The sequence below is a fragment of the Nonomuraea cavernae genome, from assembly GCF_014646355.1.
GTDB classification, from domain to species: Bacteria; Actinomycetota; Actinomycetes; order Streptosporangiales; family Streptosporangiaceae; genus Nonomuraea; species Nonomuraea cavernae.
Genome location: NZ_BMNH01000015.1, coordinates 38787 through 60904 on the forward strand (window position 1 = coordinate 38787; position 22118 = coordinate 60904).

Sequence of the window (22118 nt, forward strand, 5' to 3'; positions counted from 1 at the left end):
GCCTCTCTCCACGTGTCTGACTCGGGGGTGTTGGCATGCCGGCGTGCAGTGTCGTCGTGATCACGTACAACGATGCCGAGCGGCTGCCCAGGGCGGTGCGCTCCGTGCTCCGGCAGTCCCTGCGCGACCTCGAGGTCGTCATCGCCGACGACTCCTCGACCGACGAGACGCCCAGGGTGGCCGAGGAGCTCATGCGCGCCGACCCGCGCGTGCGCTACCTGCGCCGGCAGGCCAACAGCGGCGGCTGCGGCGCCCCCAGGAACGACGGCCTCGACGCCGCCACCGCGCCGTACGTGATGTTCCTCGACAGCGACGACGAGCTGCCCCGGCACGCCTGCAAGAGCCTGCTGACCGAGATCGAGCGGACCGGCGCCGACTTCGTCTCCGGGCAGATCTCCCGCCTGTACGAGTGGAACGGCCGGATGCAGCGCTACTACCCGACGCTGTTCGCCAGGCGCAGGGTGGTGCCGGGCATCCGCGCCGAGCCGGAGCTGTTCCTCGACTCCTTCACCACCAACAAGCTCTACAGCGTCCGCTTCCTGCGCGACGCGATGCTGCGCTTCCCCGAGGACATCCACTACGAGGACCACGTCTTCGCCACCGAGTTGTACGCCACGTCCCACCGGTTCGCGGTCGTGCCGTGGGTCGTCTACCACTGGCGGCGCGGGCGCGACCGCACGTCCATCTCGCTCAGCATCAAGGAGATGGACAACGTGCGCCACCGGGTCGTCGCGGCCCGGCGGAGCGACGACGTGCTGCGCCGTCACGGCGCGGACGACCTGCTGCCCGCCCGGCAGGAACGCTTCCTGCGCCAGGACCTGCGCGTCTACCTCAACCCGCTGCCGACGCGCGACCGGGTGTGGGTCAAGGAGTTCGCGGCGGTCGTGCGGCCGTACCTGGCGGAGATCCCCGCCGGTGTGCTGCGGCGGATCGACCCGATGACCCGGGTCTGCTGCCATCTCATCCTCGACGACCGGATCGACGACCTCAGGATCGCCGCGAGCTCGCTGACCGGCCCCAAGGCGCCGCCCCGGGCCGCCGTGCGGAGCGACGGGCGTACGTACTGGGGCACCACGGTCGCGCCCGGCATGGACATCACCGCCCTGCGGCTGGCCGAGCTGCCCTTCAGCGCCAGCCGACTGCGGCACGAGGTGACCGAGATCGCCGCCGACGGCGACCGGGTCCGGATGACCGTGCACAGCTACGACCCGTTCGGCGCGCTGCCCGTCGACCGGAAGGCGTTCCTGCGGCTCGGCCGGACGCGGATCCCCATCGAGCCCGAGCCGTCGGGCGAGGGCGGCTACATCAGCGAGATCACCTTCACCCCCCGGGCCGGCTGCGAGCCGCGCATCGGCTTCACCCGCCTGTCCGACGGCCACACGACGACCGACCGGCTGATGGCGGACCCCGGACTGCGGCCGATCGAGCTGCCGGGTGTCACCGTGACGACCGACGGTAACGCCTCCTACCTGCGGATACAGTCGCGCTCGCGGCTGCGCCCGCTGGCCCGGCGGATCAGGCGCGCGGTGCTCAGGCGCGTCAGCACGCCGGCCGGCAAGCTGCGCTTCTACAAGGCGGTGATCCGGCTGCTGCCGCCCCGGCGCGACCTGGCCCTGTTCGAGTCGGACGTCGGCAAGGGCTGCACCGGCAGCCCGCGCGCCATCTACGACGAGCTGCGGCGACGCGCGCTGCCGATCGACGTGGTCTGGTCGGTGGCCAGGGGCCACCGGCGCGCCCTCCCCGCCGACGCTCGGGTGGTGCGCCGGGGCAGCTGGCGCCACGTCTGGACGATGGCCCGCGCCGGCGTCTGGGTGGACAGCCACGGCTTCCCGCTCGACTACCCGAAACCCCGCCGCACCCGCTACCTGCAGACCTGGCACGGGCAGGGCATCAAGTCCGTCGGATTCGACGCGCCGGACCTGCGCGCGGACTTCGACCGGCCACGCGCCCAGTGGCGCGCCGCCGTCGCGCGCTGGGACGCGCTGGTCTCGCCCAGCGAGGAGTTCTCGCGCCACTTCCTGACCGCCAACGGCTACACCGGCCCGGTCTACAGGTACGGGACGCCGCGTTGCGACGCCCTGGTCAACGGGACGTCCCGCGACGACGTGCGGGTCCGGCTGGAGATCCCCGCCGGACGCAAGGTGCTTCTGTACGCGCCCACCTACCGCGACCGGGCCAAGGGCAGCGGCGCCTCGGTGCGCGTGAACCTCGACCTCATGGCCGAGGAGCTGCGCGACGAGTGGGTGATCGTGCTCCGGACCCACCCGGTGGAGAGCTACGAGGTGCCGTCGCACCTGCGGCACTTCGTCCGGCCCGCCGGGTCGTACCCCGAGATCAACGACCTGATCCTGGCCTCCGACGCGCTGCTGACCGACTACTCGTCGGTGATGTGCGACTACGCGCTCACCGGCAGGCCGATGCTGTTCCACATCGACGACTGGGACGACTACCGGCTCTCCGAGCGGGGCGTCTACCACGACCTGCCGGCCATCGCCCCGGGGCCGTGCGTGACCACGACCAGCGAGCTGATCGACCGGATCCGCGATCTGCCCGCCACGCACGCCTCCTACGCCGACCGGTACGCGGCCTTCAGGAAGCTGTGGTGCGCCGACGAGCGGGGCGACGCGGCGGCCAGGATCGTGACGGACTTCTTCGAGACCCGGGAGGTTTCGTGAACGTGGTCTTCGCCTGCCTGGACGCCGACACGCTGGGCGGCATCCAGCAGGTGACGCACACCCTGGCGCAGGGCCTGGCCGGGCGCGGGCACGAGGTGCACGTCATCGGCGTGCACCGGGCCCGCGCGCCGTTCCGCTACGTGGACGAGCCGCTCTACCGGCAGCACGTGATCAGCCGCCACCCGCTGGACACCGTCGGCCGGTCGGCGCGCGCGGCGGCCGATCGCCGCCTGGCCAGGCTGCTCGCCACGATGCCTCCCGGTTTCGTGATCATGACCTCGCCCGGGATGGTGACCCGGATGGCGGGCGCGGTGCCCGCCTCGCTGCGGCCGATCGGCCAGTACCACGGCTCCTACGAGCACGCCCGCGACTGCTGGCACCTCAACTCGATCCGCGCCCACTACCCGGAGCTCGACCAGGCCGTCTTCCTGAGCCCGGACGACGCGTGGCGGTTCGCCGAGCACGCGCTGCTACCCAACACCTGGTCGGTGCCCAACCCGCTGGCCGCCTGGCCCGAGAAGGTCTCGACGCTGGAGACGCCCCGGGTGCTGGGCATCGGGCGGTTGGAGGGGGTCAAGCGGTTCGACCGGCTGATCAGCGCGTTCGCCAGATCGGACGCCCCGCCCGGCTGGGAGCTGCACCTGATCGGCGACGGCGCCGAGCGGGACCGGCTGCGCGCCCACGCGATCCGGGAGGGCGTCGAGGAGCGGGTCGTCTTCAGGGGCCGCGTGCCCGCCGCCGAGATGCCGCGCGAATACCTCGGCGCCTCGATCCTGGCGGTGACCAGCGAGCACGAGGGGTTGCCCATCGTGCTGCTGGAGTCGGCCGCGCACGGCGTGCCCGCGGTGGCCTTCGAGGTGTCGGGCGGGGTCCGCTCGGTGGCTCCCGTGCTCGTCCCGCCCGGCGACGTGGACGCCTTCGGCCAGGAACTGGCCGGGCTCATGGGCTCCGTGCAGGAGCGGCGGCGGCTGGGCGCCACCGCCCGGGCCACGGCCGAGGCGTTCCTCCTCGACCACGTCCTGGACGGCTGGGAGTCGCTGTTCGCCCACATCGAGCGCTGACCCCCGCAGCGTCCGGCCGGCCGACTCGGCAGCCCCACAGCCTCCGGCCGGCCATCTCGGCAGGTCTAAAGCGTCCGGTCGGCCATCTCGGGCGAGTCGATCCGCTGGCGCGGCACGCCGGCGATCGCCCGCTGGCCGCTCGTGAGCAGCGCGGCCACCGGGCTGGGCTCGCGCAGCCGGTTGATGCGGTCGCGCATGTTCTTGCGCAGCCGGCTGGCGCGGCGCTTCTGCATGGTCTTCTGGCACGCGGCCAGGTGCGCCTTGGCGGCGGGAGCCGCGCCGGTCAGCTCGTAGCCCTGGCTCACCAGCCGGTCACCGAGGACGTCCTCGCACAGCGCGATCTCCCAGTTCTCCAGCCGCGCGGCCCAGCTGCCCACGCGGGCGCGCGTGACGTCGCCGTGGGTGTTGCTGTGCCAGACCTTGTGCACGGGCACGGCCACGCTGGCCGCCTCGCGCGGCGAGATCATCGCCTCGTCGAAGTCCTCCTCCAGGAAGACGCAGAGCTTCTTCAGCTCGGTCGACGGGTCGTCGGTGAGGTCCTCGTACCGCAGCTCGTAGTAGCTGTCGGCGGCCATCGTCCGCCGCAGCTTGGCTCCCGCGTCCATCGCCTCGGCCCAGGTGGAGACCGCGTGGAAGGAGTTGTGCGTGAACCAGGGCATCTCCTTCAGCGAGGCCACGCAGTCGCGGCCGTCCCTGATCAGGTGGATGAACTGGGCGTCGGGGAAGAGCCTGAGCAGCATGTCGACCTGCTTGACGTAGCTGGGCCGCTTGTCTCCCCAGCGGGGCTTGTCGAAGCGGTCGGCGTACATCCGGAAGGTCGTCCCGATCACCGAGCCGAGCGAGCCGGGGCCCTCGACGCACTGCCGGACGAACTCGTCCTTGTCGATCTTGAGCTCGTGGAACTTCGTGGTCCGGTCACCCGCGATCCACTCGGCGAGGGCCTGACGGCGCTGCGCGAGGCGCATGTCGCCGAACATCCGGCGGCGTTGGTAGGCGGGTACGAGGTACCGCGTCTCCGGCGGCACCGCGATCCGCGGGTGCGAGTGAAGCATGAGCTGCAGCATCGTGGTGCCGGACCGCGGGCAGCCGACGACGAACACTGGGCGATCGGACATTTTCGTTCTAACCCCCGAAAACTTAGACGAGAACGTGCTCTCGGTTCTCCACCTGGACGGGCACGGTGTGCCGGCGGGTGAAGATCCACATCCGGTAGACAAGGAAGATCTCGTTGGCGAGAAGCAGCGCGCCGGCGGCCGCCGCCACGGGGACCAGGGCCACCACCCCGACGAGCGGCGCCACCACGAACACCGCGGCGTGAAACTCGATGCCGCTGATCAGGTGGGACCGGACCCGGCGACGCGCCAGATACTTGTTGAGCCGCTTCATGAACCGGCGCACCCTGACGGCCGGCGTGAGCGGCCTGCCCGGCGAGCGGGCCGGGCCCCGCCTGACGGGCTTGTCCACGCCGTACCCCAGTGCCAGCTCCGCCGCCTCGGCCCGCGCCAGCTTGATCGTCTCCCGCACCCGCTTCATCTGCGGCGCGTTGACGTACCTGAACAGGTCGAGCACGGCCACCCCGGCCCCGAGCAGGATGTAGCGCACGTCCCCCGTGAGCGTGTACTGCCCGTACGCCAGCCCCATGGCGCAGAAGACCACCCTGACCCGATCACCCACGTAGTCGAGCCAGAGGCCGAAGGGCGTCCCCGTGCCCTTGAGCCTGGCGATCTTGCCGTCGACGCAGTCGACCATGAAGCTCAGATAGAACATGGCCGAACCCGCCACCAACTGGTCCAGTGCGAAACAGACCGCCGAGACCAGGCCGAGGACCAGCGAGAACACCGTGAGCTCGTTGGGCGTGATCCGTGTGTGGTTGGCCACCAGCAGAGCTGCCCGGCACGCGACCGGGTCCACGACGTACACGGTCCACCAGGAATCTCTCCGCTTACGTGTCGCGTGGACGTCATCGAGCGAATAGGTCCTCATGGCTTCCAGCATGGCCACGACTCGCGCTCGACTGATTACTCTCTGGAACTAATAGGAGATGTCCATGCCCGTTCTTGACCATCCCGGCACGGACAGCCGCCACGGACGGTGACCGTCGGCGTCGCGGAAGCGCTCCTCCAGCACCAGCCCCCGGGTCTCGGCCCGCACGTGCAGCCGCCAGTGGGGCCGCCCGCCCTTGAGCCAGGCCGGGTCGACCGTCAGGACGATCCCCGGGCCACGGACCCGCCGCACCTCCAGCGGCACGTGGCGCTTGCCGTCGGTCAGCCACACCTCCAGCCGGCCCGGCCTGCGCCGCACGCGGTGCATCGACACCTCCGCGCGCACGACGAACCGGTCGCCGGTCCATTGGCAGTCCTCGACCGTGGCCAGCAGCCTGAGCTCCTGGCGGGCGTCGAACACCTCGTCGGGGATCTTGAGCTTGCGGTCGCGGAAGTAGGGGTAGTCGCCGTACCAGCCGGTCGTGCGCAGCCCGCGCGGCACGATCCTGGTGCCGTTCACGGCGGCGCGCCGGAACTTGCGGACCTCCCGCAGTTGCTTCACCAGCCCGCGTTCGATCAGGTGCAGTTCGAGCCGGCGCAGCGACGACGCGGCGGCGAGCACGTCCGGGCTCAGCGTGGCCACCCACTGGCGGCCCAGGTCGACCAGCGCCGGGATCTCGTCCTTCTCGGCCTGCTCCAGCGCCTGGAACAGGAAGACGGTGTCCTTCTCCAGGACCAGGCCGTCGAAGGCGTCGGCCAGGTCGGGCGCCTCCTTCTCCAGGAAGGATCTGACCTCCCGGATCGCGGTCAGCCGCTCGGCCAGGTTGGCGCGCTCGGCCCGCCGCTGCGTGATCGACGTCTCGCCGGAGTCGCGCTCGCGCCAGTGGTAGACGACGTCGGACAGCACGTCCACGCTCGCGGCCATGACGTGCGCCCGCATGCTGAGCGGCACATCCTCGTAGATCCCCGAGGCGAAGCGCAGCCGCTGCTCGTGCCAGAAGCCGCGGCGGTAGACCTTGTTCCACACCGTCCGGTCCCTGATGAGCACCCGCCTGTCCGTGATGTGAGTGCGGTGCACGTCACGCCTGAACACCTTCTCGTGCAGGGTCGACTCGGCGAGCTCGCCCTCCCGGAGCCGCCGCACCCCACCGCACGCGAAGTCCGACCCGGACCGCTCCAGCGAGGAGACCAGCGTCCCGTACGCCTCGGGCGGCACGACGTCGTCACTGTCCGCGAACGCCAGATAGGTCCCGCGCGCCCGCAGCACCCCCTCGTTGCGGGCCGGCCCGGGGCCGCGGTTGGGCTGGTGGACCACGACGAACCGCGGATCGCGGGCCGCGAAGCCTTCGGCGATCCGCGCGCTGCCGTCCTGCGAGCCGTCGTCGACGACGATGACCTCCAGGTCCGGCAGCGTCTGGGCGGCCAGCGACTCCAGGCACTCGGTGATGTACGGCTCGACGTTGTAGACCGGGACGACGACGCTGACCAGGGGCGCCATGCCGTGACTCCTTGTGTGCGGGGGATGCTTAGTGGGCAGGATGCCCCGGCCATCGCCTGAGGGCGGCGGGCGATGCCTCTCCCTGATCAGCTCTTTACCCGATCCGGCATCCGCTACGGTGTGAGACCGTTCCGGCACCAGGCGTAGGGGGGCGACGATGCTGAGGCCCGTCGGAGACCACGATCTGCCCGTCATGCTCCGCTGGCGCAACCATCCACGGGTCCGCGCCGCGAGCTTCACCACCCACGAGATCGGCGAGGCCGAGCACGCCCGCTGGTGGGCCGCGGTCAAGGACGACCCGGCTCGGCGCGTGCTGGTCTACGAGCACGACGGGGCCGCCGCGGGCGTGGTGACCTTCTCCGGGCTGCGGCCCGGCTCGCGGTGCGCCGACTGGGGTTTCTACCTCGACCTCGACGGTCTCGAACGGTCCGGCGCCCTGCTGCGGGCGTGGATCGGGCTGGAGCGGGCGGTCGTCGGCCACGCCTTCGGCCCGCTCGGGCTGACCACGCTCCGGGGCGAGGTGCTGGCCGGCAACGAGGCGGTCAGGCGGCTGCACCGCCGGTTCGGGTTCGCCGAGACCGGCCGGCACACGCGACACGTCGACGGCGCGCCCGTGGACGTCGTCGCCATCCAGCTCACCAGGGAGGAAGACGCGTGATCGAGATAGCGGGCCGCGCCATCGGCGCCGACCGGCCGCCGTTCGTCATCGCCGAGATGTCCGGCAACCACAACGGCAGCCTGGAGCGGGCCCTCGCGATCGTCGACGCGGCGGCCGCCGCCGGGGCCCACGCGCTGAAGTTGCAGACCTACCGGCCCGACACCATCACGATCGACGCCGACGGCCCGGCCTTCCGCCTGGGCGACGGGCACGAGCTGTGGGGAGGTGAGCGCCTCTACGAGTTGTTCGAGCGGGCCCACACGCCGTGGGAGTGGCACGAGCCGATCTTCGACCGGGCCCGCGCGCTGGGGCTGGTGCCGTTCTCGTCGCCGTTCGACCCGACGGCCGTGGAGTTCCTGGAGAAGCTCGACGCGCCGGCGTACAAGATCGCTTCGTCGGAGGTCGTAGACCTGCCGCTGATCCGGCTCGCCGCCGGCACCGGCAAGCCGTTGATCATCTCCACCGGCATGGCGTCGGTCGGCGAGATCCACGCCGCCGTGCAGGCCGCCCGCGAGGGCGGCTGCACCCAGCTCGCCGTGCTGGCGTGCACCGCCTCCTACCCCGCCTCCCCCGCCGAGAGCAACCTGCGCGCGCTGCCGCTGCTGGCCGGGCTCACCGGCGCGGTCGTCGGCGTGTCCGACCACACGCCGGGCCTCGGCGCGGCGCTCGCGGCGGTGGCGCTCGGGGCCTGCCTGATCGAGAAGCACCTCACGACCGCCAGGAGCGACGGCGGCGTCGACGCGGCGTTCTCGCTGGAACCCGCCGAGCTGGCGGCCCTGGTCGTGGAGAGCGAGCGCGCCTGGCAGTCGCTGGGCTCCCCCGTCATCGGCCCGCGCGCCTCCGAGCGCGAGGGGCTGCGCTTTCGCCGGTCGCTCTACGTGGTCCGGCAGGTGCGCGCGGGCGAGCCGGTGACCGGGCAGAACGTCCGCTCCATCCGGCCCGCCGGGGGCCTGCCCCCTGCGGCCGCCGCCGACGTGATGGGCCGCCGCTTCACCCGCGACGCCGCCCCCGGCACCCCCCTCACCTGGGACCTCGTCTGACTCCTCGCCGGACAGATCTGTCGACGCGCGACCGTCGACGCGCGGACTGCGACCGTCAGCGTGCGACCTGTTAGAGGAGTCAGAGGAGCGTGAGCAGGGCGTCGGCGACGCGTTCCCGGCCTCTGCCGTCGATCAGGCCGCTGCCCCGCCTGCCGTACTTCTCGCACAGCCCGGCGTCGGCGAGCAGGCGGGCCAGCGTCTCGGTGGCGGCCGGGTCGGCCTCGGGGCCGAGCCCGGCGGCGATGCCGTCGCGCACCAGCGGCTCGTAGCCGACCAGCTGGTTGGCCGCGACCCAGGTCAGCGCCGTCGGCACGCCCAGGTAGAGCAGCTCCCAGACGGTCGAACCGGCCGCCGAGACCACCAGATCGGCCTCGGCCATCAGCTGGGGCAGCCGGTCGGTGGGCGGGATGACGGTGACGGGCCCGTCGATCCGGAACTTCCTGGGCGTGATCACCGTGGCGGAGAACGGCAGCCCGGTGTCGAGCAGCGCCCGCGTCCAGGCCGGCGCCACGCCCGCGCTGTCGGTGCCGCCGAAACAGCACAGCACCCGCGGCACACCGGAGCCCAGACCGCGCCGGCCGTGCTCAGCGCTTGGCCGTATCACCTGGCCGAAACCGCCCCTGCCTCCGGCGGACAGGTCTCCGGCGGGTTCGCGGACTTCGCGGACTTCGCGGACTTCGCGGACTTCGCGGACTTCGCGGACTTCGCGGACGCTGTCGCGGAGCAGGACGTAGCGGGCGCCCGCCAGCCGCTCACCGGCCATCGGGAAGGCGCGCAGCTCGGCGCCGAGGTTCTGGTCGAGGTAGAGATCGGCCTCCTGGCCGAGGGGGTCTCCGTCGACGATGGCGAGCACCGCCGCGCCGGTCGCCCTGATCGCCGCGCCGGTGCCGGGAGCCAGCTCGTACGAGTCGAGCACGACCGCGCCGAGCCCCAGGTCGCGCACCAGCCCGGCGAGCCGGTCGGGCCGGTCGGGAGCCGGGACCAGCGGGAGCCCGCGTTCGAGCAGCTGGGTGCGCGCCCACGGGGAGCCGGCCAGGTTGCCGAGGAAGCACACGTCCATCCCGCGGGCGCACAGCTCCTCGGCCAGCGCGACGCAGCGCACCAGATGACCGAGCCCGCTCTGCACGCCCGCGTCGCAGCGGATGCCGATCCCGCTCATCAAGCCTCCTGCAACGCCTTCTGCTCGACGTGCGCGTTGAGCAGGCGGATCTCCGGCCGGTCGCGCAGGAAGCCGGTCAGCGTGGCGAACGGCACGCACCGGTCGCCGAACTCGGCGACGACGCGCGAGATGAGCCGCCAGTCGTCCTCGGTGTCGAGCGTGACCCGCAGGTCGGCCGCGGCCGGGGCGTGGGCGAGGCCGAGCAGCCGCGCGCCGCCCGGATGGGTGTAGACGTAGGAGGTGACGTGCGCGCGGTGGTGTCCGGTGGCCTCCCGGTCGGCCCGGCGCAGCGCGGGCAGGCCGACGATCTCGACGTCGAGACCGCGCGGCAGCGTGCGGGCCAGGCCGGTGCTCAGGTAGTCGAGGCCGGGAACCGCCCGGTAGACCAGCGCGGTCTCGCGGATCACCTCGGGGTCGAGCAGCGGGCAGTCGGCCGTGATCCGCATCACCGCGTCACCGGGGCAGGCGGCGAGCGCCTGGACGTACCTGGTGAGGACGTCGTCGACCGGGCCCCGGTGCCACCGGACGCCGAGGGTGCGGCACCGCGCCACGATCGCGTCGTCGGCCGGCTCGGTCGTGGTCGCCACCACCAGGTCGTCGACGGCGCCCGCCTGGCGTACGGCGCGCACCACCCAGCCCAGCACCGAACGGCCGTGGAGATCGCGCAGCACCTTGCCCGGCAGCCGCGTGGATCCCATCCGCGCCTGGATGATTCCGACAATCCGCACCGAAGCCCCAATCCCCCATGTGACCGTGCGTGGCCAGCAGACCGCGCTATGCTACCGGCCGACCCGGACGACTACAGCGCGTAAACGCCATCAGGGGGCCACGTGAGCATTCTCAGTGGATCGTCGGTTCTGATCACCGGAGGCACGGGGTCCTTCGGCAAGGCGTTCATCCGGCACGCCCTCGACTCCCTCGACCTGCGCCGGCTGGTGGTGTTCTCGCGCGACGAGCTGAAGCAGTGGGAGGCCCGCCAGCTGTTCGGCGACGACCGGCGGCTGCGCTGGTTCATCGGCGACGTCAGGGACCGCGACCGGCTGACCCGGGCCATGCACGGTGTCGACCACGTGGTCCACGCCGCCGCCCTCAAACAGGTCGACACCGCCGAGTACAACCCGTTCGAGTACGTCCGCACCAACGTGTCGGGCTCACAGAACGTGGTGGAGGCGGCGATCGACAGCGGGGTGAGCAGGGTCGTCGCGCTCTCCACCGACAAGGCCTCCGGCCCGGTCAACCTCTACGGCGCCACGAAGCTGGTCGCCGACAAGCTGTTCGTGTCGGCCAACCACTACGCCGCCGGCCACGTCACCCGGTTCGCCGTGGTGCGCTACGGCAACGTGGTCGGCAGCCGGGGCTCGGTGGTGCCGTTCTTCCGGCGGCTGGCCGAGGAGGGCGGCAGCCTGCCGATCACCGACAAGCGGATGACCAGGTTCTGGATCACGCTCGACCAGGCCGTACGGTTCGTCGTCGAGTCCTTCGAGCTGATGCGGGGCGGCGAGCTGTACGTGCCGCGCATCCCCAGCATGCGGATCACCGACCTGGCCGAGGCGGTGGCCCCGCGGAGCCCGGTCTACGAGATCGGCATCAGGCCGGGCGAGAAGCTGCACGAGGAGATGATCGGCCCCGACGACGGCCGCCGGGCGCTCCGGCTGGCCGACCGCTACATCGTCCAGCCGACGATCGCCACCTGGGGCTACCAGCCGCCGCAGCACGCCGAGCAGCTGCCCGAGGGCTTCTGCTACCGCTCCGACACCAACGACCGGTGGCTGTCGGTCGACGACCTACGCGCCATCGTGGCGGCCGGCGTCTGATGCTGCCCTACGGACGCCACTCGATCACCGAGGACGACGTCGAGGCGGTCGCCGAGGTGCTGCGCGGCGACTGGCTGACCACAGGTCCTGCGGTCGGCCGGTTCGAGGCCGAGCTGACCCGCTGGACGGGCGGGGTGCCCTGCCTGGCCGTCACCTCGGGCACCGCCGCCCTGCACGTCGCCTACACGGCCACCGGGGTCGGGCCGGGTGACGAGGTGATCACCTCGCCGTTGACGTTCGTGGCGACCGCCTCCACCGCCGTCCTGCGCGGGGCCCGCGTGGTCTTCGCCGACGTACAGCCCGACACGGGCAACCTCGACCCCGGCGCCGCCTCGGCGGCGGTGACCGGCCGCACCCGCGCGATCACCGCGGTCGACTACGCCGGCCATCCGGCCGACTACGACGAGCTGCGCGAGGTCGCCGGGCGGGCCGGCGCGACACTGATCGGCGACGCGGCCCACTCCCTCGGCTCGACCTACCGGGACCGCCCGGTGGGGCGGCTGGCCGATCTCACCACCTTCTCCTTCTTCCCGACCAAGACCGTGACCACGGCCGAGGGCGGCGCGGTCGCGGTGGCCGACCCCGAGCGGTTCGCGCGGGCCTCCCGCTTCCGCAACCACGGGCTGGTCAGGGAGCCCGCCGAGCAGCGCGACCCCGAGCACGGCGGCTGGCACCAGGAGGTCCACGAGTTCGGGCTCAACTACCGGCTGCCCGACGTGCTCTGCGCGCTCGGTCTCAGCCAGCTGCGGCGGCTCGGGGCCTTCCGGGCCCGGCGGGCCGAGCTGGTCGCCCGCTACCATGCGCTGCTCGGCGGCCTGCCCGGTCTGACGCTTCCGGCGCGGCGGTCCTACACCGACCCGAGCTGGCACCTCTATCCGATACGGATCCACGACGGCCGCAGGCGCGAGGTCTACCAGCGGATGCGCGCGGCCGGCATCGGGGTGCAGGTCAACTACGTGCCCGCCTACTGGCATCCGGTGTTCGAGGACCTCGGCTACCAGCGCGGGCTCTGCCCCGAGGCCGAGGCCTACTACGCCGAGCAGCTCTCGCTGCCACTCTTCCCCGACCTCACCGACGCCCAGCAGGACCGGGTGGCCGACCACCTGGCCGCCGTCCTGCGCTGACCCGGCTCAGAGCTCGGCCGGCACCGGCCAGCCGTCGCCGCCCCGGCTCAGAGTTCGGCCAGCACCAGGCAGCCGTCGCCGCCCCGGTCCACCTCGAAGCGCCGGTCGGCGACGGTCGCCATCGGCCGCTCCCGGGTGCGCACCAGCGGCCTGATCTCCCGGCCCTGGTCGATGACCACCTCCCACCTCGACTCCTGGCCCACGGACTCGTCGACGTCCCGCAGCGGAACCCGGGCCCGGAAGCGGTGCCCGGCCATGACCAGCGGAAAGTACATCTCCTCCCCGTCGCTCCTGCGCACCAGCCGCAGCACCGGTTCGCCGTCGCCGAGATCGGCCAGCTCCCCCGACAGGACCAGGTCGTCGCCGTCGACCCGGCACTCGCCGATGACCGCCTGGGCCCGGCACAGCCGCAACCCCCACACCCCCCTGCGGTTGCGGACGGGAACCAGCCAGGTGTTGCCCCGGCGCGCCGGGGCCGGCGGCGCGAGCGGCAGCCCGCGAGGCGTGGCGACCCGTCCGGCCAGCCGCAGCCCGGTCGCCCGCAGCTCGGCTCGCAGGTCCCACTGCCCCCTGCGGGTGAGCTGCGCCGTGGTCAGCGCGGCCGGGTCGAACGCGAACCCGAAGGGGAAACCGCCTCTCTCCCAGGGGACGCCGCGCCTGCCTGCCCGGCCGGGGAGCGGCACGGTCTCCCCGGTGCCGCGCTCCTCCAGCCACACGCGGACGGCGGTCCGGCGCAGGTCCCTGCCGTCGAACCGGCCGGCCGACAGCACCCCCTGGCCGTACAGGACGCCGTCGCGCCACTCCAGGGTGGTCAGCCGGGTCACCAGCTCCAGCTCGTCGGTGACGTCCGACAGGTGCTCGGGCATCGCCGGATGCCGGCCGTACCACCGCCTGCGGCCGAAGCCGGGGCGGCACAGGCGCGGCCACAGGCGCTCGTCGCGTTCCTGCGCGAACAGGAACGCGAGGTCGTCCAGTCGCCGCCGGTGCAGCAGGTGCACGAGGAGCCGGTGCGCGTACGGGACTCCCAGCCACTCCTCCGGCGCGACGCCGTCGAGGTAGCGGACGGCGAGCTCGACCAGCGCGGGGTCGGCCTGGTCGCCCACGGCGGCCACGGCCTCCACCGCGACGGTCAGGTCGATGACCAGCGTGTCGCGGTCGAAGTACGGCTTCAGCTCGGGCGCCCGCTCGGCGAGCAGTTCGGCCGTCTGCAGCACCGACAGCAGGCGGTCGTGGAGGTTGCCCGGCTCCAGGCGGCACTGGGTGATCGAGGCGTTCTCCTCGTCGCGCTGCCGCCAGTGGTAGACGACGCTCTTGAGCACGTCGACGGCGGCGGCTCCCACGTGGGCGGCGACGGAGACCGGCTGGTCCTCGTACCTGCGCTCGGGGAAGCTCAGCCCGAGGTCGTCCCAGAAGGAACGCCGGTAGACCTTGTTCCAGACCATGCGGTCGCGGATCAGCAGCGGATGGCTGGTGATGTGGGTGCGTTTCAGCGGCTCGGCGAACGCCTTGCGGTGCGCCCAGGACGGCACGAGCAGGTTGCGGTGCAGCCGCATGACGTTTCCGCAGGCCAGGTCGGAGCCCGTGGACTCGAGCGACGACAGCAGCCGTTGGAAGGCGGTGGGCGGCACCGTGTCGTCGCCGTCGACGAAGGCGAGGTAGCGGCCGGTCGCGTGGCGCACCCCGGTGTTGCGGGCGTGCCCGGCGCCGTGGTTGGCCTGCCGGATCAGCCGCACCCGCTCGTCGGCCGCCATCGCGGCCTCCACCACCGCCGCGCCGCCGTCGTGGCTGCCGTCGTCGACACAGATCACCTCCAGGTCCCGGAAGGTCTGCGCCCCGATCGAGTCGAGGCAGGTTCCGAGATACTTCTCCACGTCGTGGAACGGGACGATCACCGAAAGAACCGGCACGAGAGCCTTCTTTCCTCAGCGAGCTTTCCTTCAGCGAGCTTCCTCAGCGAGACAGCATGCGCTTGACCCTGCGGGCCACTTTCCGCGGCTGGACGAGGCGGCGGGAGAGGCGATATCCGAGCGTTCTGCGGTAGGCGGCCACCTTCCGCTGGCTCCTGCGCACCTTGGCCCGGGCGCGCACCAGCTCGCGCTCGCGGTAGGTGAGCTTGGTCTCCAGGCGGGCGACCCGGGCCAGAGCGGCGGTGAGCTGCTCGGCCAGGCGGTCGCGGGCGCCGAGCAGGTCGCGGTAGGTGGGCGACGCGTCGGGCACCTCGGCCGGCTGCCCCAGCTCGGCGTCGAGCTTCCTGGCCAGGTCGAGGTCGGCCTGGTCGCACGGCTTCCCGGCCATGCCGCACAGCGTCAGGGTCAGCTGGTCGGCCGCCAGCGGCCACGGCCACGGGTGGTGGTGGCCCGCCGCCAGCAGCCGGACCGCGAACCTCCACAGGATCCGGCAGAGCACCACCCGGGCGACCGGCGTGGTGGCCGGAGCGGGCACCGGGATGACGGCGGCGAAGTGCTCGCCGTCCCACACGAGGTTGTCGACCGTGGCGTCGCCGCCGTCGGTGACCCAGTCGGCCAGCTTGGCGAGCAGCTCGCGCACGGCGCGTACGTCCTCGCGGGCGCAGGCCTCGACCAGCAGCTCCTCCACGACCCGGCCACGCGGGATCGGGCGGGCGGCGCCGCCCGGCAGCCGCCTGATGGCCTCCGGCGTGATCTCGTGCACGGCCCGGCCCACCTCGATGAGGCCGGGCGGCAGCTCGACGTCGCCGGCGTCGCCCGGCCTGGTGGCGACCGCCACCCACGCCGGGGCCAGTTGCTCGCCGAGCCCGTGCCGGAAGGCGAGCCGCGACAGCCGCAGCGGATCGGCGACGCGCATCGTGTCGCCGCCGCGCGCGCTGAGCGGGACCGTCAGGGCCTCCGGCAGGTTACGCTCCAGCAGCTCGCGCCCGAGCAGCGCGCGCGGGGCGCGGCGTCCGGGGTAGGCGGCGTAGCAGCGGTCGACGGCCAGCCCGGACGCCTTCAGCGCCCGGTCGAGCGGGCCGGAGCCGCGCGGGTGGCTCGGGTCGAAGCCGTGCGGCTCCCACTGGCCGTCGCCGCCCTCCCGGTCGGGGGGCCGGGCCTCGACGAACCGGTCGATGCCGAGGTCGTTGGCCACGGCCAGGACCAGCCGCCCGCCCGGCGCCACGAGAGCGGCCAGCGCGTCGAGCGAGGCCCGCCAGGCGGGCGCGGGTTCCTCGGCCGAGCTGGTGCGCTGGAGACCGTCGAGCGCCAGGACCAGGTCGTACGGCTCCTCGACGGTGAGCGCCCGCAGCCTGCCGCAGTGCACGGTCAGCGCGGGGTGACGCTCGCCGAGCGCGCACGCGTCGGGATAGGAGCGCACCAGCACCGCGACCGACGCCGCCCTGGCCGCGACCGCGTCGACGAGCGCCTGCGGATGCGGGCCCACCAGCAGCACCCGGCCCTCGGCGGGGAGCAGCCGCCTGACCAGCTCCAGTCCGGCTCCGCGCCAGTCGACGGGGTCGTCGGCGTCCGACCACAGCAGCATCTCGCCACCGATCAACCGGACGTTCTGGGGTGCCTCGTTCATGCGGATCGCACCCGCTTCCAGCCGAACATGCGCCGTAGCTCCTCCGGTGTCGCCTGGTGGTCGAAACCCAGCTCGCTCCGCGCGGTCTCGGCGGCCAGGGCGCGATCGACGTGCACTCCGTGCAGCTCCGGCCACAGGCGCCGCCGCCGGGCCGTGCCGCCGTACTCGGGCCGTTCGTCCTCGTACTGCATGGGATCGCCGTAGACGGCGACGTCGCAGCCGACCGAGACGCCGTAGAACAGCGCGCTGCCGAGCCGGTTGGAGGCCACCCGGCGGTGCCTGCGCAGCTCGATGAGCTGCCTGCGCAGGAACCCGCGCCCCTTGCGGTCCCAGCGCGAGCCGCGCTCGCCGTGACAGACCACCCGGAAACCCATCGATTCGTACGCCTGCCGAATGGCCGGGTTGGCGAATTCGAGCCAGTAAAGACAGACGGTCACAGGGCCGGTCTCCACCTCGCGGATCTCGGCGGCGAGCCGGGCGTGGTCACCGCGGACCGAGCTTTTCTCCCAGCCGTGGAACGGGTACCAGATCGTCCCTTTCCGTTCCGGCACCCTGCCGAGATCGGGCTCCAACTGGAGGAGGTAGACCCAGGGGGCCCCGATGACGTAGTGGCCCCTGCGCCCCATCGACCAACCGCGGCGTCGGAGCACGTCAGACCAGACGAACCGGGGATATCCGGGGCTGCACCAGTGGTCGTCGGGCGGAAATCCGTGAAGGTAGTTCCAGCCGTGTTGCAGGAATCCCTGGATTCGCTTGGGCGTGTCGTCCGCCAGGCCGCAGTATCTACCGAGTATTCGGGAATGCCCGTACCAGTGATTGGACTTGTCCATCATTCCCCCTGAAGTGACCGGCGTGCCGCGTCCGAGATTCGCAGCCCGGCCACCGCGCCAGAGGCGTTTATACGGTTCCATTACCCGCGACGGTTCCGGGTTTGAGCCGTGCGCGATCAGGGCTACACTACGTTCCGGCACGACCACAGAGAGTGAGTCATCATGAGTCATCTCGACCGGCTGCGCGACGTCTTCCGCGCCGCGCTGAGCCTTCCAGAGGGCACCGACGTCGACGGCCTCGAATACCGGGCGATCCCGCAGTGGGACTCGCTCGCCCACATGGCGCTGGTCGCCGCGATGGAGGACGAGTTCGCCGTGATGATCGACACGGACGAGATGATCGACATGAGTTCGTTCGCGCACGCGGCCCGGCTGCTGGAGAAGCACGGTGTCAGCGCCGCGCTCTGACCCGCGCGTGGCCCTGGTCACCGGTTCGACCTCGGGCATCGGGCGGGCCGTGGCCGTCAGGCTGGCGAAGGCCGGGCACGAGGTCGTCGTCCACGGGCGCGACCAGGAGCGCGCGGCGAAGGCCGCGGCCGAGATCGCCGCCGAGACCGGCGGGCGGGCCGGTTCCGTCCACGGCGACGTGGCCGACCCCGACGCGGTGTCCGCGATGATGCGCGAGGTCCGCAGACGACACGAGCGCCTCGACGCACTGGTGATCAACGCCGGGGTGCACGAGGCCGGGCTGCTCGGCATGATGTCCAGCGCCGCGGTGGTCAGACTGTTCGAGACCAACGCGATGGGCGCCGCGCACACCCTGCAGGCGGCGGTCCGGCTGCTGCGCCGGGGCATGAGCCCGGCCGTGGTCCTGATCTCGTCGGTCATGGGCCACCGGGGAGCGCCCGGTCAGGCGGTCTACTCCGCGACGAAGGCGTCCCTGCTCGGTCTGGCCATGGCCGCCGCCCGGGAGCTGGGGCCGGCGGGCATCCGGGTCAACGCGGTGGCCCCGGGCTACATCGAGACCGGCATGCTGGCCACCCTCGACGACCGGGCCCGCGCCGCGACGGTCGCCGCGACCCCGCTCGGCCGCCTGGGCAGCTCCGACGACGTGGCCGCCACCGTGGCTTTCCTGCTCTCCGGCCACGCCGGCTTCATCACCGGCCAGGTCATCGGCGTGGACGGCGGGCTGGTGCTCTGAGGTGGCCGACTTCCCGCATCCCGAAGCCCGGCTGGTCGTCGCCGGCGAGCCCGACGCGCTCGCCGGCGACGCGCTGACCACCCGGATCGAGCGCACCGCCCAGGTCCTGACCCGGCTGCCGCCCGGCCCGCTGTTCTGCGGGATGCGCAACGACCTGGCGTCCGTGGTGCGCTACCTGGCCGCGTGGCGGGCCGGCCGGCCGGTCGCGCTGCTCGACCCCGACCTCTCGGCCGGCGCGCTGACCGAGCTGATCGCACGGTTCAGGCCCGCTGGGCTGACCGGCTTCGCGCACGCCGTCGAGGGCTCGCCGCGCGGCCGGCGCCCCGACGCCGAGCCGCATCCCGAGCTGGCCGTGCTGCTCGCCACGTCGGGCTCGACCGGCAACCCCAAGCTCGTCCGGCTGTCGCGGGCGGCCGTGCTGGCCAACGCCCGCGCCATCGCCGACGCCCTGGCCATCGGCCCCGGCGACGTCGCGCCGACCAGCCTGCCCCTGCACTACAGCTACGGGCTGTCGGTGCTCAACAGCCATCTCGCCGCGGGCGCGACCGTGGTGCTCACCGACGCGGGCCTGCTGGAGCGCTCGTTCTGGACCCATCTCGACGGCCACCGCTGCACCTCGCTCGCGGGCGTCCCCTACCAGTACGAGATGCTGCGCCGGCTCCGCTTCGACCCGGCCGAGCATCCCAGCCTCACCACGCTCACCCAGGCGGGCGGGCGGCTGCGACCCGAGCTGGTGACCCGGTTCGCCGCCGTCGCCGAGCGCTTCTTCGTGATGTACGGCCAGACCGAGGCCACCGCCCGCATCGCCGTCCTGCCGCCCGAGCGACTGCCCGACAAGCCTGGCTCGGCGGGCCTGGCCCTGCCCGGCGGGCGGCTGGCCGTCGACGGCGGCGAGATCGTCTACCACGGCCCCAACGTGATGATGGGCTACGCCGAGACCGCGGCCGACCTGGCCCGGGGCGACGACCTGGGCGGCGTGCTGCGCACCGGAGACCTGGGCCACCTCGACGACGAGGGCTTCCTCTTCCTGACCGGCCGGGCCAGGCGCATCGCCAAGATCTTCGGCGTGCGGGTCAACCTCGACGACGTCGAGGGGCTGCTGCGCGACTGCGGCCCGATCGCGGTGACCAGTGGCGACGACCGGGTCACCGTCTGGGCCGAGGGGCTCGACCGCGACGGGTGCGGCCGGCTCGCCCGGCGGCTGGGCGTGGAGCTGCGGCTGCACTGGAGCGGCTTCGACGTGCGCGCGGTCGACCGGCTGCCGATGCTCGCCACGGGCAAGGTCGACTACCGCGCGCTGGAGGCCCGCGCGTGACGGTCTTCACCCTGACGGAGGCCGAGCGGGAGGCGTTCCTGCTGCCACGGCTGGCCGCGCTGACCGTCCGGCACCGCGACGCCTGCCCGCCCTACGCGCGGATCTTAGCCGCGATCGGGTCGGAGCCCCCCTACGCGCGGGTGGCCGACCTGCCGTGGCTGCCGGTGCGTCTGTTCAAGACCCACGAGCTGCGCAGCGTGCCGCGAGAGCGGGTGTTCCGGGTGCTGACCTCCAGCGGCACCACCGGGCAGGCGCCCAGCCGGATCCACCTCGACCGGGAGGCGGCGGCGGCCCAGCCGCGCATGCTGGCCGCGACGCTCAGGACCGTGCTCGGCGAGCAGCGGCTGCCCATGCTGATCGTCGACAGCCGCGCGGCGGTGCGCGGTCCGGCCCTCAGCGCCCGGGGAGCGGGCGTGCTCGGCATGATGAACCTCGGCAGGCACTACACGTTCGTCCTCGACGAGGGCGGCGAGGTCGACTCCGCGGCGGTGCGCGCCTTCCTCGCGCGGCACGGCGGCGGGCGCTTTCTGATCTTCGGGTTCACCTTCATGGTCTGGCTGCACCTGCGCGAGCTGGGCCTCGACCTGTCGCGGGGGATCCTGATCCACTCCGGCGGCTGGAAACGACTGGCCGACCAGGCGGTGGACGCCGCCGTGTTCCGCGGCGCGCTCCGCCGCGAGTGCGGGCTGACCCGCGTCCACGACTTCTACGGGATGGTCGAGCAGATCGGCACGGTCTTCCTCGAAGGCCCTGACGGCGGCGGCCTCTACTGCCCCGACTTCGCCAACGTGCTGATCCGTGACCCGGAGACGTGGGAGGAGGCTCCGCCGGGCGTGCCCGGGGTGGTCGAGGTGGTCAGCACGTTGCCCACCTCCTATCCGGGGCACGTCCTGCTGACCGAGGATCTCGGCGTCGTACACGGCATCGACGACGGCGTGTGGCCGGGCAAGCGCTTCTCCGTCCTCGGGCGGCTGCCCCGTGCCGAGGTCCGCGGCTGCAGCGACACGGCGGTGCCCGCGTGACACCCGCCGCGGCACTGGTCGAGGTGCTGTTTCCCACGGCGCGACCCGTGACGGTCGAGGCACTGCTCGACGAGCTCTCCTCCGGCGCGATGCTCTCGGGTGGGACGTTGCGGGCCGGGGATGGGCGGATGCGTGACTTCCTGGCGGCGTTCGGGCGACGGCTGCTGACCCCCGAGTCGGCGCGTCGCCATCCCGAGCTGGCCTCGCTCGGCTTCTTCCTGCGGCCGGGCGAGCTGGCGCGCACCGTCGACGGGCTGCGTGGCGAGCACCTGCGGGTGCCACGCGGCCTGATCCTGCACATCCCGCCGGCCAACGTCGACACCGTCTTCGTCTACTCGTGGGCGCTGTCCGCCCTGATGGGCAACCGCAACGTCGTACGGCTCTCGCCGCGCGCCGGGGCCGTGGCCTCGACGATCGTGCGGACCCTCCAGGAGACGCTCGCCGGGGCCGACCCGGTGGTGGCGGCGACGCAGCGCATCGTCACCTACGACCGTTCCGACGTGGTCACCGCGGCGCTCTCGGCGGCCTGCGACCTGCGGGTGATCTGGGGCGGCGACCGTACGGTGGCGGAGATCCGCCGGCATCCGCTGGCGCCGCACGCACGCGACCTCACCTTCCCTGACCGGTCGTCGTTCGCGGTCATCCGGGCGGCGGCGTGGCTGGAGGCTCCTCCGGGCACACGTGAGGCGGTGGCCGACGGGTTCGCGAGCGACTCCTACTGGTTCGACCAGGCCGCCTGCTCGTCGCCGCGCACCGTGTTCTGGGTGGGCTCGGCCGCCGACTGTGACGCGGCGCGGGCCGATTTCACCACCTGCCTGGCGCGGGCGGTGAAACGGCGGGGCTGGACCGTCGACACCGCGATGGCGGTCGAGAAGCGGGTGGCGACCTACGGCCTGGCCGCCGACGGCGCCGCCGACACGGTCGGCTTCCACGGCAACACCCTGGCCAGCGTGGTCCTGGCCGGCCCCGAGGCGGCCCCGCGGCGCTGGCTGGGCGCGGGCACGTTCGCGCACACCCGGCTCGGCGCCCTGATGGAGCTGAGCGGCCTGGTCAGGCGCAGAGACCAGACGATGGCGCATTTCGGCTTCGCGCGGGCCGAGCTGGAGGAGCTGGCCGAGTCGCTGGCCGGACGGGGGGTCGACCGCATGGTGCCCGTCGGCGGCGCGCTCAGCTTCCACCGGGTGTGGGACGGTGTCGACCTGCCGGCCGAGTTCACCCGCCTGGTCACCGTCACCGGGTGACCCGGCGCACCCGTCCAGTTTTGG

19 protein-coding genes are annotated in these 22118 nt (G+C 72.8%); 11 read left to right on the plus strand and 8 right to left on the minus strand.

What is annotated here, in order from left to right:
- Nucleotides 1-35: 35 nt before the first annotated feature.
- Complete coding sequence (locus IEY82_RS23025) at nt 36-2675, plus strand: bifunctional glycosyltransferase/CDP-glycerol:glycerophosphate glycerophosphotransferase (protein WP_189126276.1); 2640 nt, start codon at nt 36-38, stop codon at nt 2673-2675.
- Nucleotides 2672-3736: a glycosyltransferase gene (locus IEY82_RS23030; protein WP_189126277.1), complete on the plus strand. Its 1065-nt coding sequence runs from the start codon at nt 2672-2674 to the stop codon at nt 3734-3736. Before IEY82_RS23025 ends, IEY82_RS23030 begins: the two co-directional genes overlap by 4 nt.
- A gap of 65 nt (nt 3737-3801) precedes the next feature.
- On the opposite strand, the gene IEY82_RS23035 is transcribed toward IEY82_RS23030, so the two are convergent.
- The 3 genes from IEY82_RS23035 to IEY82_RS23045 are packed head-to-tail and all read right to left on the minus strand — an operon-like array spanning nt 3802 to nt 7216.
- Entirely contained in the window at nt 3802-4851 is a 1050-nt protein-coding gene (locus IEY82_RS23035; RefSeq protein ID WP_189126278.1) for a sulfotransferase family protein, read from the minus strand.
- A 22-nt stretch (nt 4852-4873) separates the two neighbouring features.
- Nucleotides 4874-5719: a CDP-alcohol phosphatidyltransferase family protein gene (locus tag IEY82_RS23040; RefSeq protein WP_225263621.1), complete on the minus strand. Its 846-nt coding sequence runs from the start codon at nt 5717-5719 to the stop codon at nt 4874-4876.
- A gap of 48 nt (nt 5720-5767) precedes the next feature.
- Nucleotides 5768-7216, minus strand: a complete 1449-nt coding sequence (locus IEY82_RS23045; protein WP_189126280.1) for a glycosyltransferase family 2 protein — start codon at nt 7214-7216, stop codon at nt 5768-5770.
- Nucleotides 7217-7373: 157 nt separating this feature from the next.
- Between IEY82_RS23045 and IEY82_RS23050 the strand changes: the two genes are divergently transcribed.
- Together IEY82_RS23050 and pseI are read left to right on the plus strand one after the other, a co-directional pair.
- Entirely contained in the window at nt 7374-7874 is a 501-nt protein-coding gene (locus tag IEY82_RS23050; RefSeq protein ID WP_189126281.1) for a GNAT family N-acetyltransferase, read from the plus strand.
- A complete protein-coding gene (gene pseI, locus IEY82_RS23055) occupies nt 7871-8914 on the plus strand; it encodes a pseudaminic acid synthase (protein ID WP_189126282.1) in 1044 nt (347 codons plus the stop codon). The genes IEY82_RS23050 and pseI overlap by 4 nt, the downstream gene beginning before the upstream one ends.
- A 79-nt stretch (nt 8915-8993) precedes the next feature.
- On the opposite strand, the gene IEY82_RS23060 is transcribed toward pseI, so the two are convergent.
- Both IEY82_RS23060 and IEY82_RS23065 read right to left on the minus strand, forming a co-directional pair.
- Nucleotides 8994-10073, minus strand: a complete 1080-nt coding sequence (locus IEY82_RS23060) for a PseG/SpsG family protein (protein WP_189126283.1) — start codon at nt 10071-10073, stop codon at nt 8994-8996.
- A complete protein-coding gene (locus tag IEY82_RS23065; RefSeq protein WP_189126284.1) occupies nt 10073-10801 on the minus strand; it encodes a cytidylyltransferase domain-containing protein in 729 nt (242 codons plus the stop codon). The genes IEY82_RS23060 and IEY82_RS23065 overlap by 1 nt, the downstream gene beginning before the upstream one ends.
- Before the next feature lie 102 nt (nt 10802-10903).
- On the opposite strand from IEY82_RS23065, the gene pseB reads away from it, so the two are divergent.
- Nucleotides 10904-11887, plus strand: coding sequence for a UDP-N-acetylglucosamine 4,6-dehydratase (inverting) (pseB, locus tag IEY82_RS23070; protein ID WP_189126285.1), 984 nt, complete (start codon nt 10904-10906; stop codon nt 11885-11887).
- Nucleotides 11887-13011 (plus strand): DegT/DnrJ/EryC1/StrS family aminotransferase, encoded by a 1125-nt coding sequence (locus IEY82_RS23075; RefSeq protein ID WP_189126286.1) that lies wholly within the window; start codon nt 11887-11889, stop codon nt 13009-13011. The genes pseB and IEY82_RS23075 overlap by 1 nt, the downstream gene beginning before the upstream one ends.
- A gap of 47 nt (nt 13012-13058) precedes the next feature.
- On the opposite strand, the gene IEY82_RS23080 is transcribed toward IEY82_RS23075, so the two are convergent.
- Genes IEY82_RS23080 through IEY82_RS23090 form a run of 3 tightly spaced genes read right to left on the minus strand, consistent with a single transcriptional unit; the run spans nt 13059 to nt 17171 of the window.
- Nucleotides 13059-14918, minus strand: coding sequence for a glycosyltransferase family 2 protein (locus IEY82_RS23080; RefSeq protein WP_189126287.1), 1860 nt, complete (start codon nt 14916-14918; stop codon nt 13059-13061).
- 43 nt (nt 14919-14961) lie between these two features.
- Nucleotides 14962-16545: a class I SAM-dependent methyltransferase gene (locus IEY82_RS23085; protein ID WP_189126288.1), complete on the minus strand. Its 1584-nt coding sequence runs from the start codon at nt 16543-16545 to the stop codon at nt 14962-14964.
- On the minus strand, nt 16542-17171 hold the full coding sequence (locus IEY82_RS23090; protein WP_225263619.1) for a hypothetical protein: 630 nt from the start codon (nt 17169-17171) through the stop codon (nt 16542-16544). Before IEY82_RS23090 ends, IEY82_RS23085 begins: the two co-directional genes overlap by 4 nt.
- A 366-nt stretch (nt 17172-17537) precedes the next feature.
- On the opposite strand from IEY82_RS23090, the gene IEY82_RS23095 reads away from it, so the two are divergent.
- Genes IEY82_RS23095 through IEY82_RS23115 form a run of 5 tightly spaced genes read left to right on the plus strand, consistent with a single transcriptional unit; the run spans nt 17538 to nt 22094 of the window.
- Complete coding sequence (locus IEY82_RS23095; protein ID WP_189126290.1) at nt 17538-17783, plus strand: acyl carrier protein; 246 nt, start codon at nt 17538-17540, stop codon at nt 17781-17783.
- Entirely contained in the window at nt 17764-18516 is a 753-nt protein-coding gene (locus tag IEY82_RS23100; RefSeq protein ID WP_189126291.1) for an SDR family NAD(P)-dependent oxidoreductase, read from the plus strand. The genes IEY82_RS23095 and IEY82_RS23100 overlap by 20 nt, the downstream gene beginning before the upstream one ends.
- 1 nt (nt 18517) lies before the next feature.
- Nucleotides 18518-19831 (plus strand): AMP-binding protein, encoded by a 1314-nt coding sequence (locus tag IEY82_RS23105; protein WP_225263617.1) that lies wholly within the window; start codon nt 18518-18520, stop codon nt 19829-19831.
- A complete protein-coding gene (locus tag IEY82_RS23110) occupies nt 19828-20853 on the plus strand; it encodes a LuxE/PaaK family acyltransferase (protein WP_189126292.1) in 1026 nt (341 codons plus the stop codon). The genes IEY82_RS23105 and IEY82_RS23110 overlap by 4 nt, the downstream gene beginning before the upstream one ends.
- Nucleotides 20850-22094: an acyl-CoA reductase gene (locus IEY82_RS23115; RefSeq protein WP_225263615.1), complete on the plus strand. Its 1245-nt coding sequence runs from the start codon at nt 20850-20852 to the stop codon at nt 22092-22094. Before IEY82_RS23110 ends, IEY82_RS23115 begins: the two co-directional genes overlap by 4 nt.
- Nucleotides 22095-22118 lie beyond the last annotated feature (24 nt).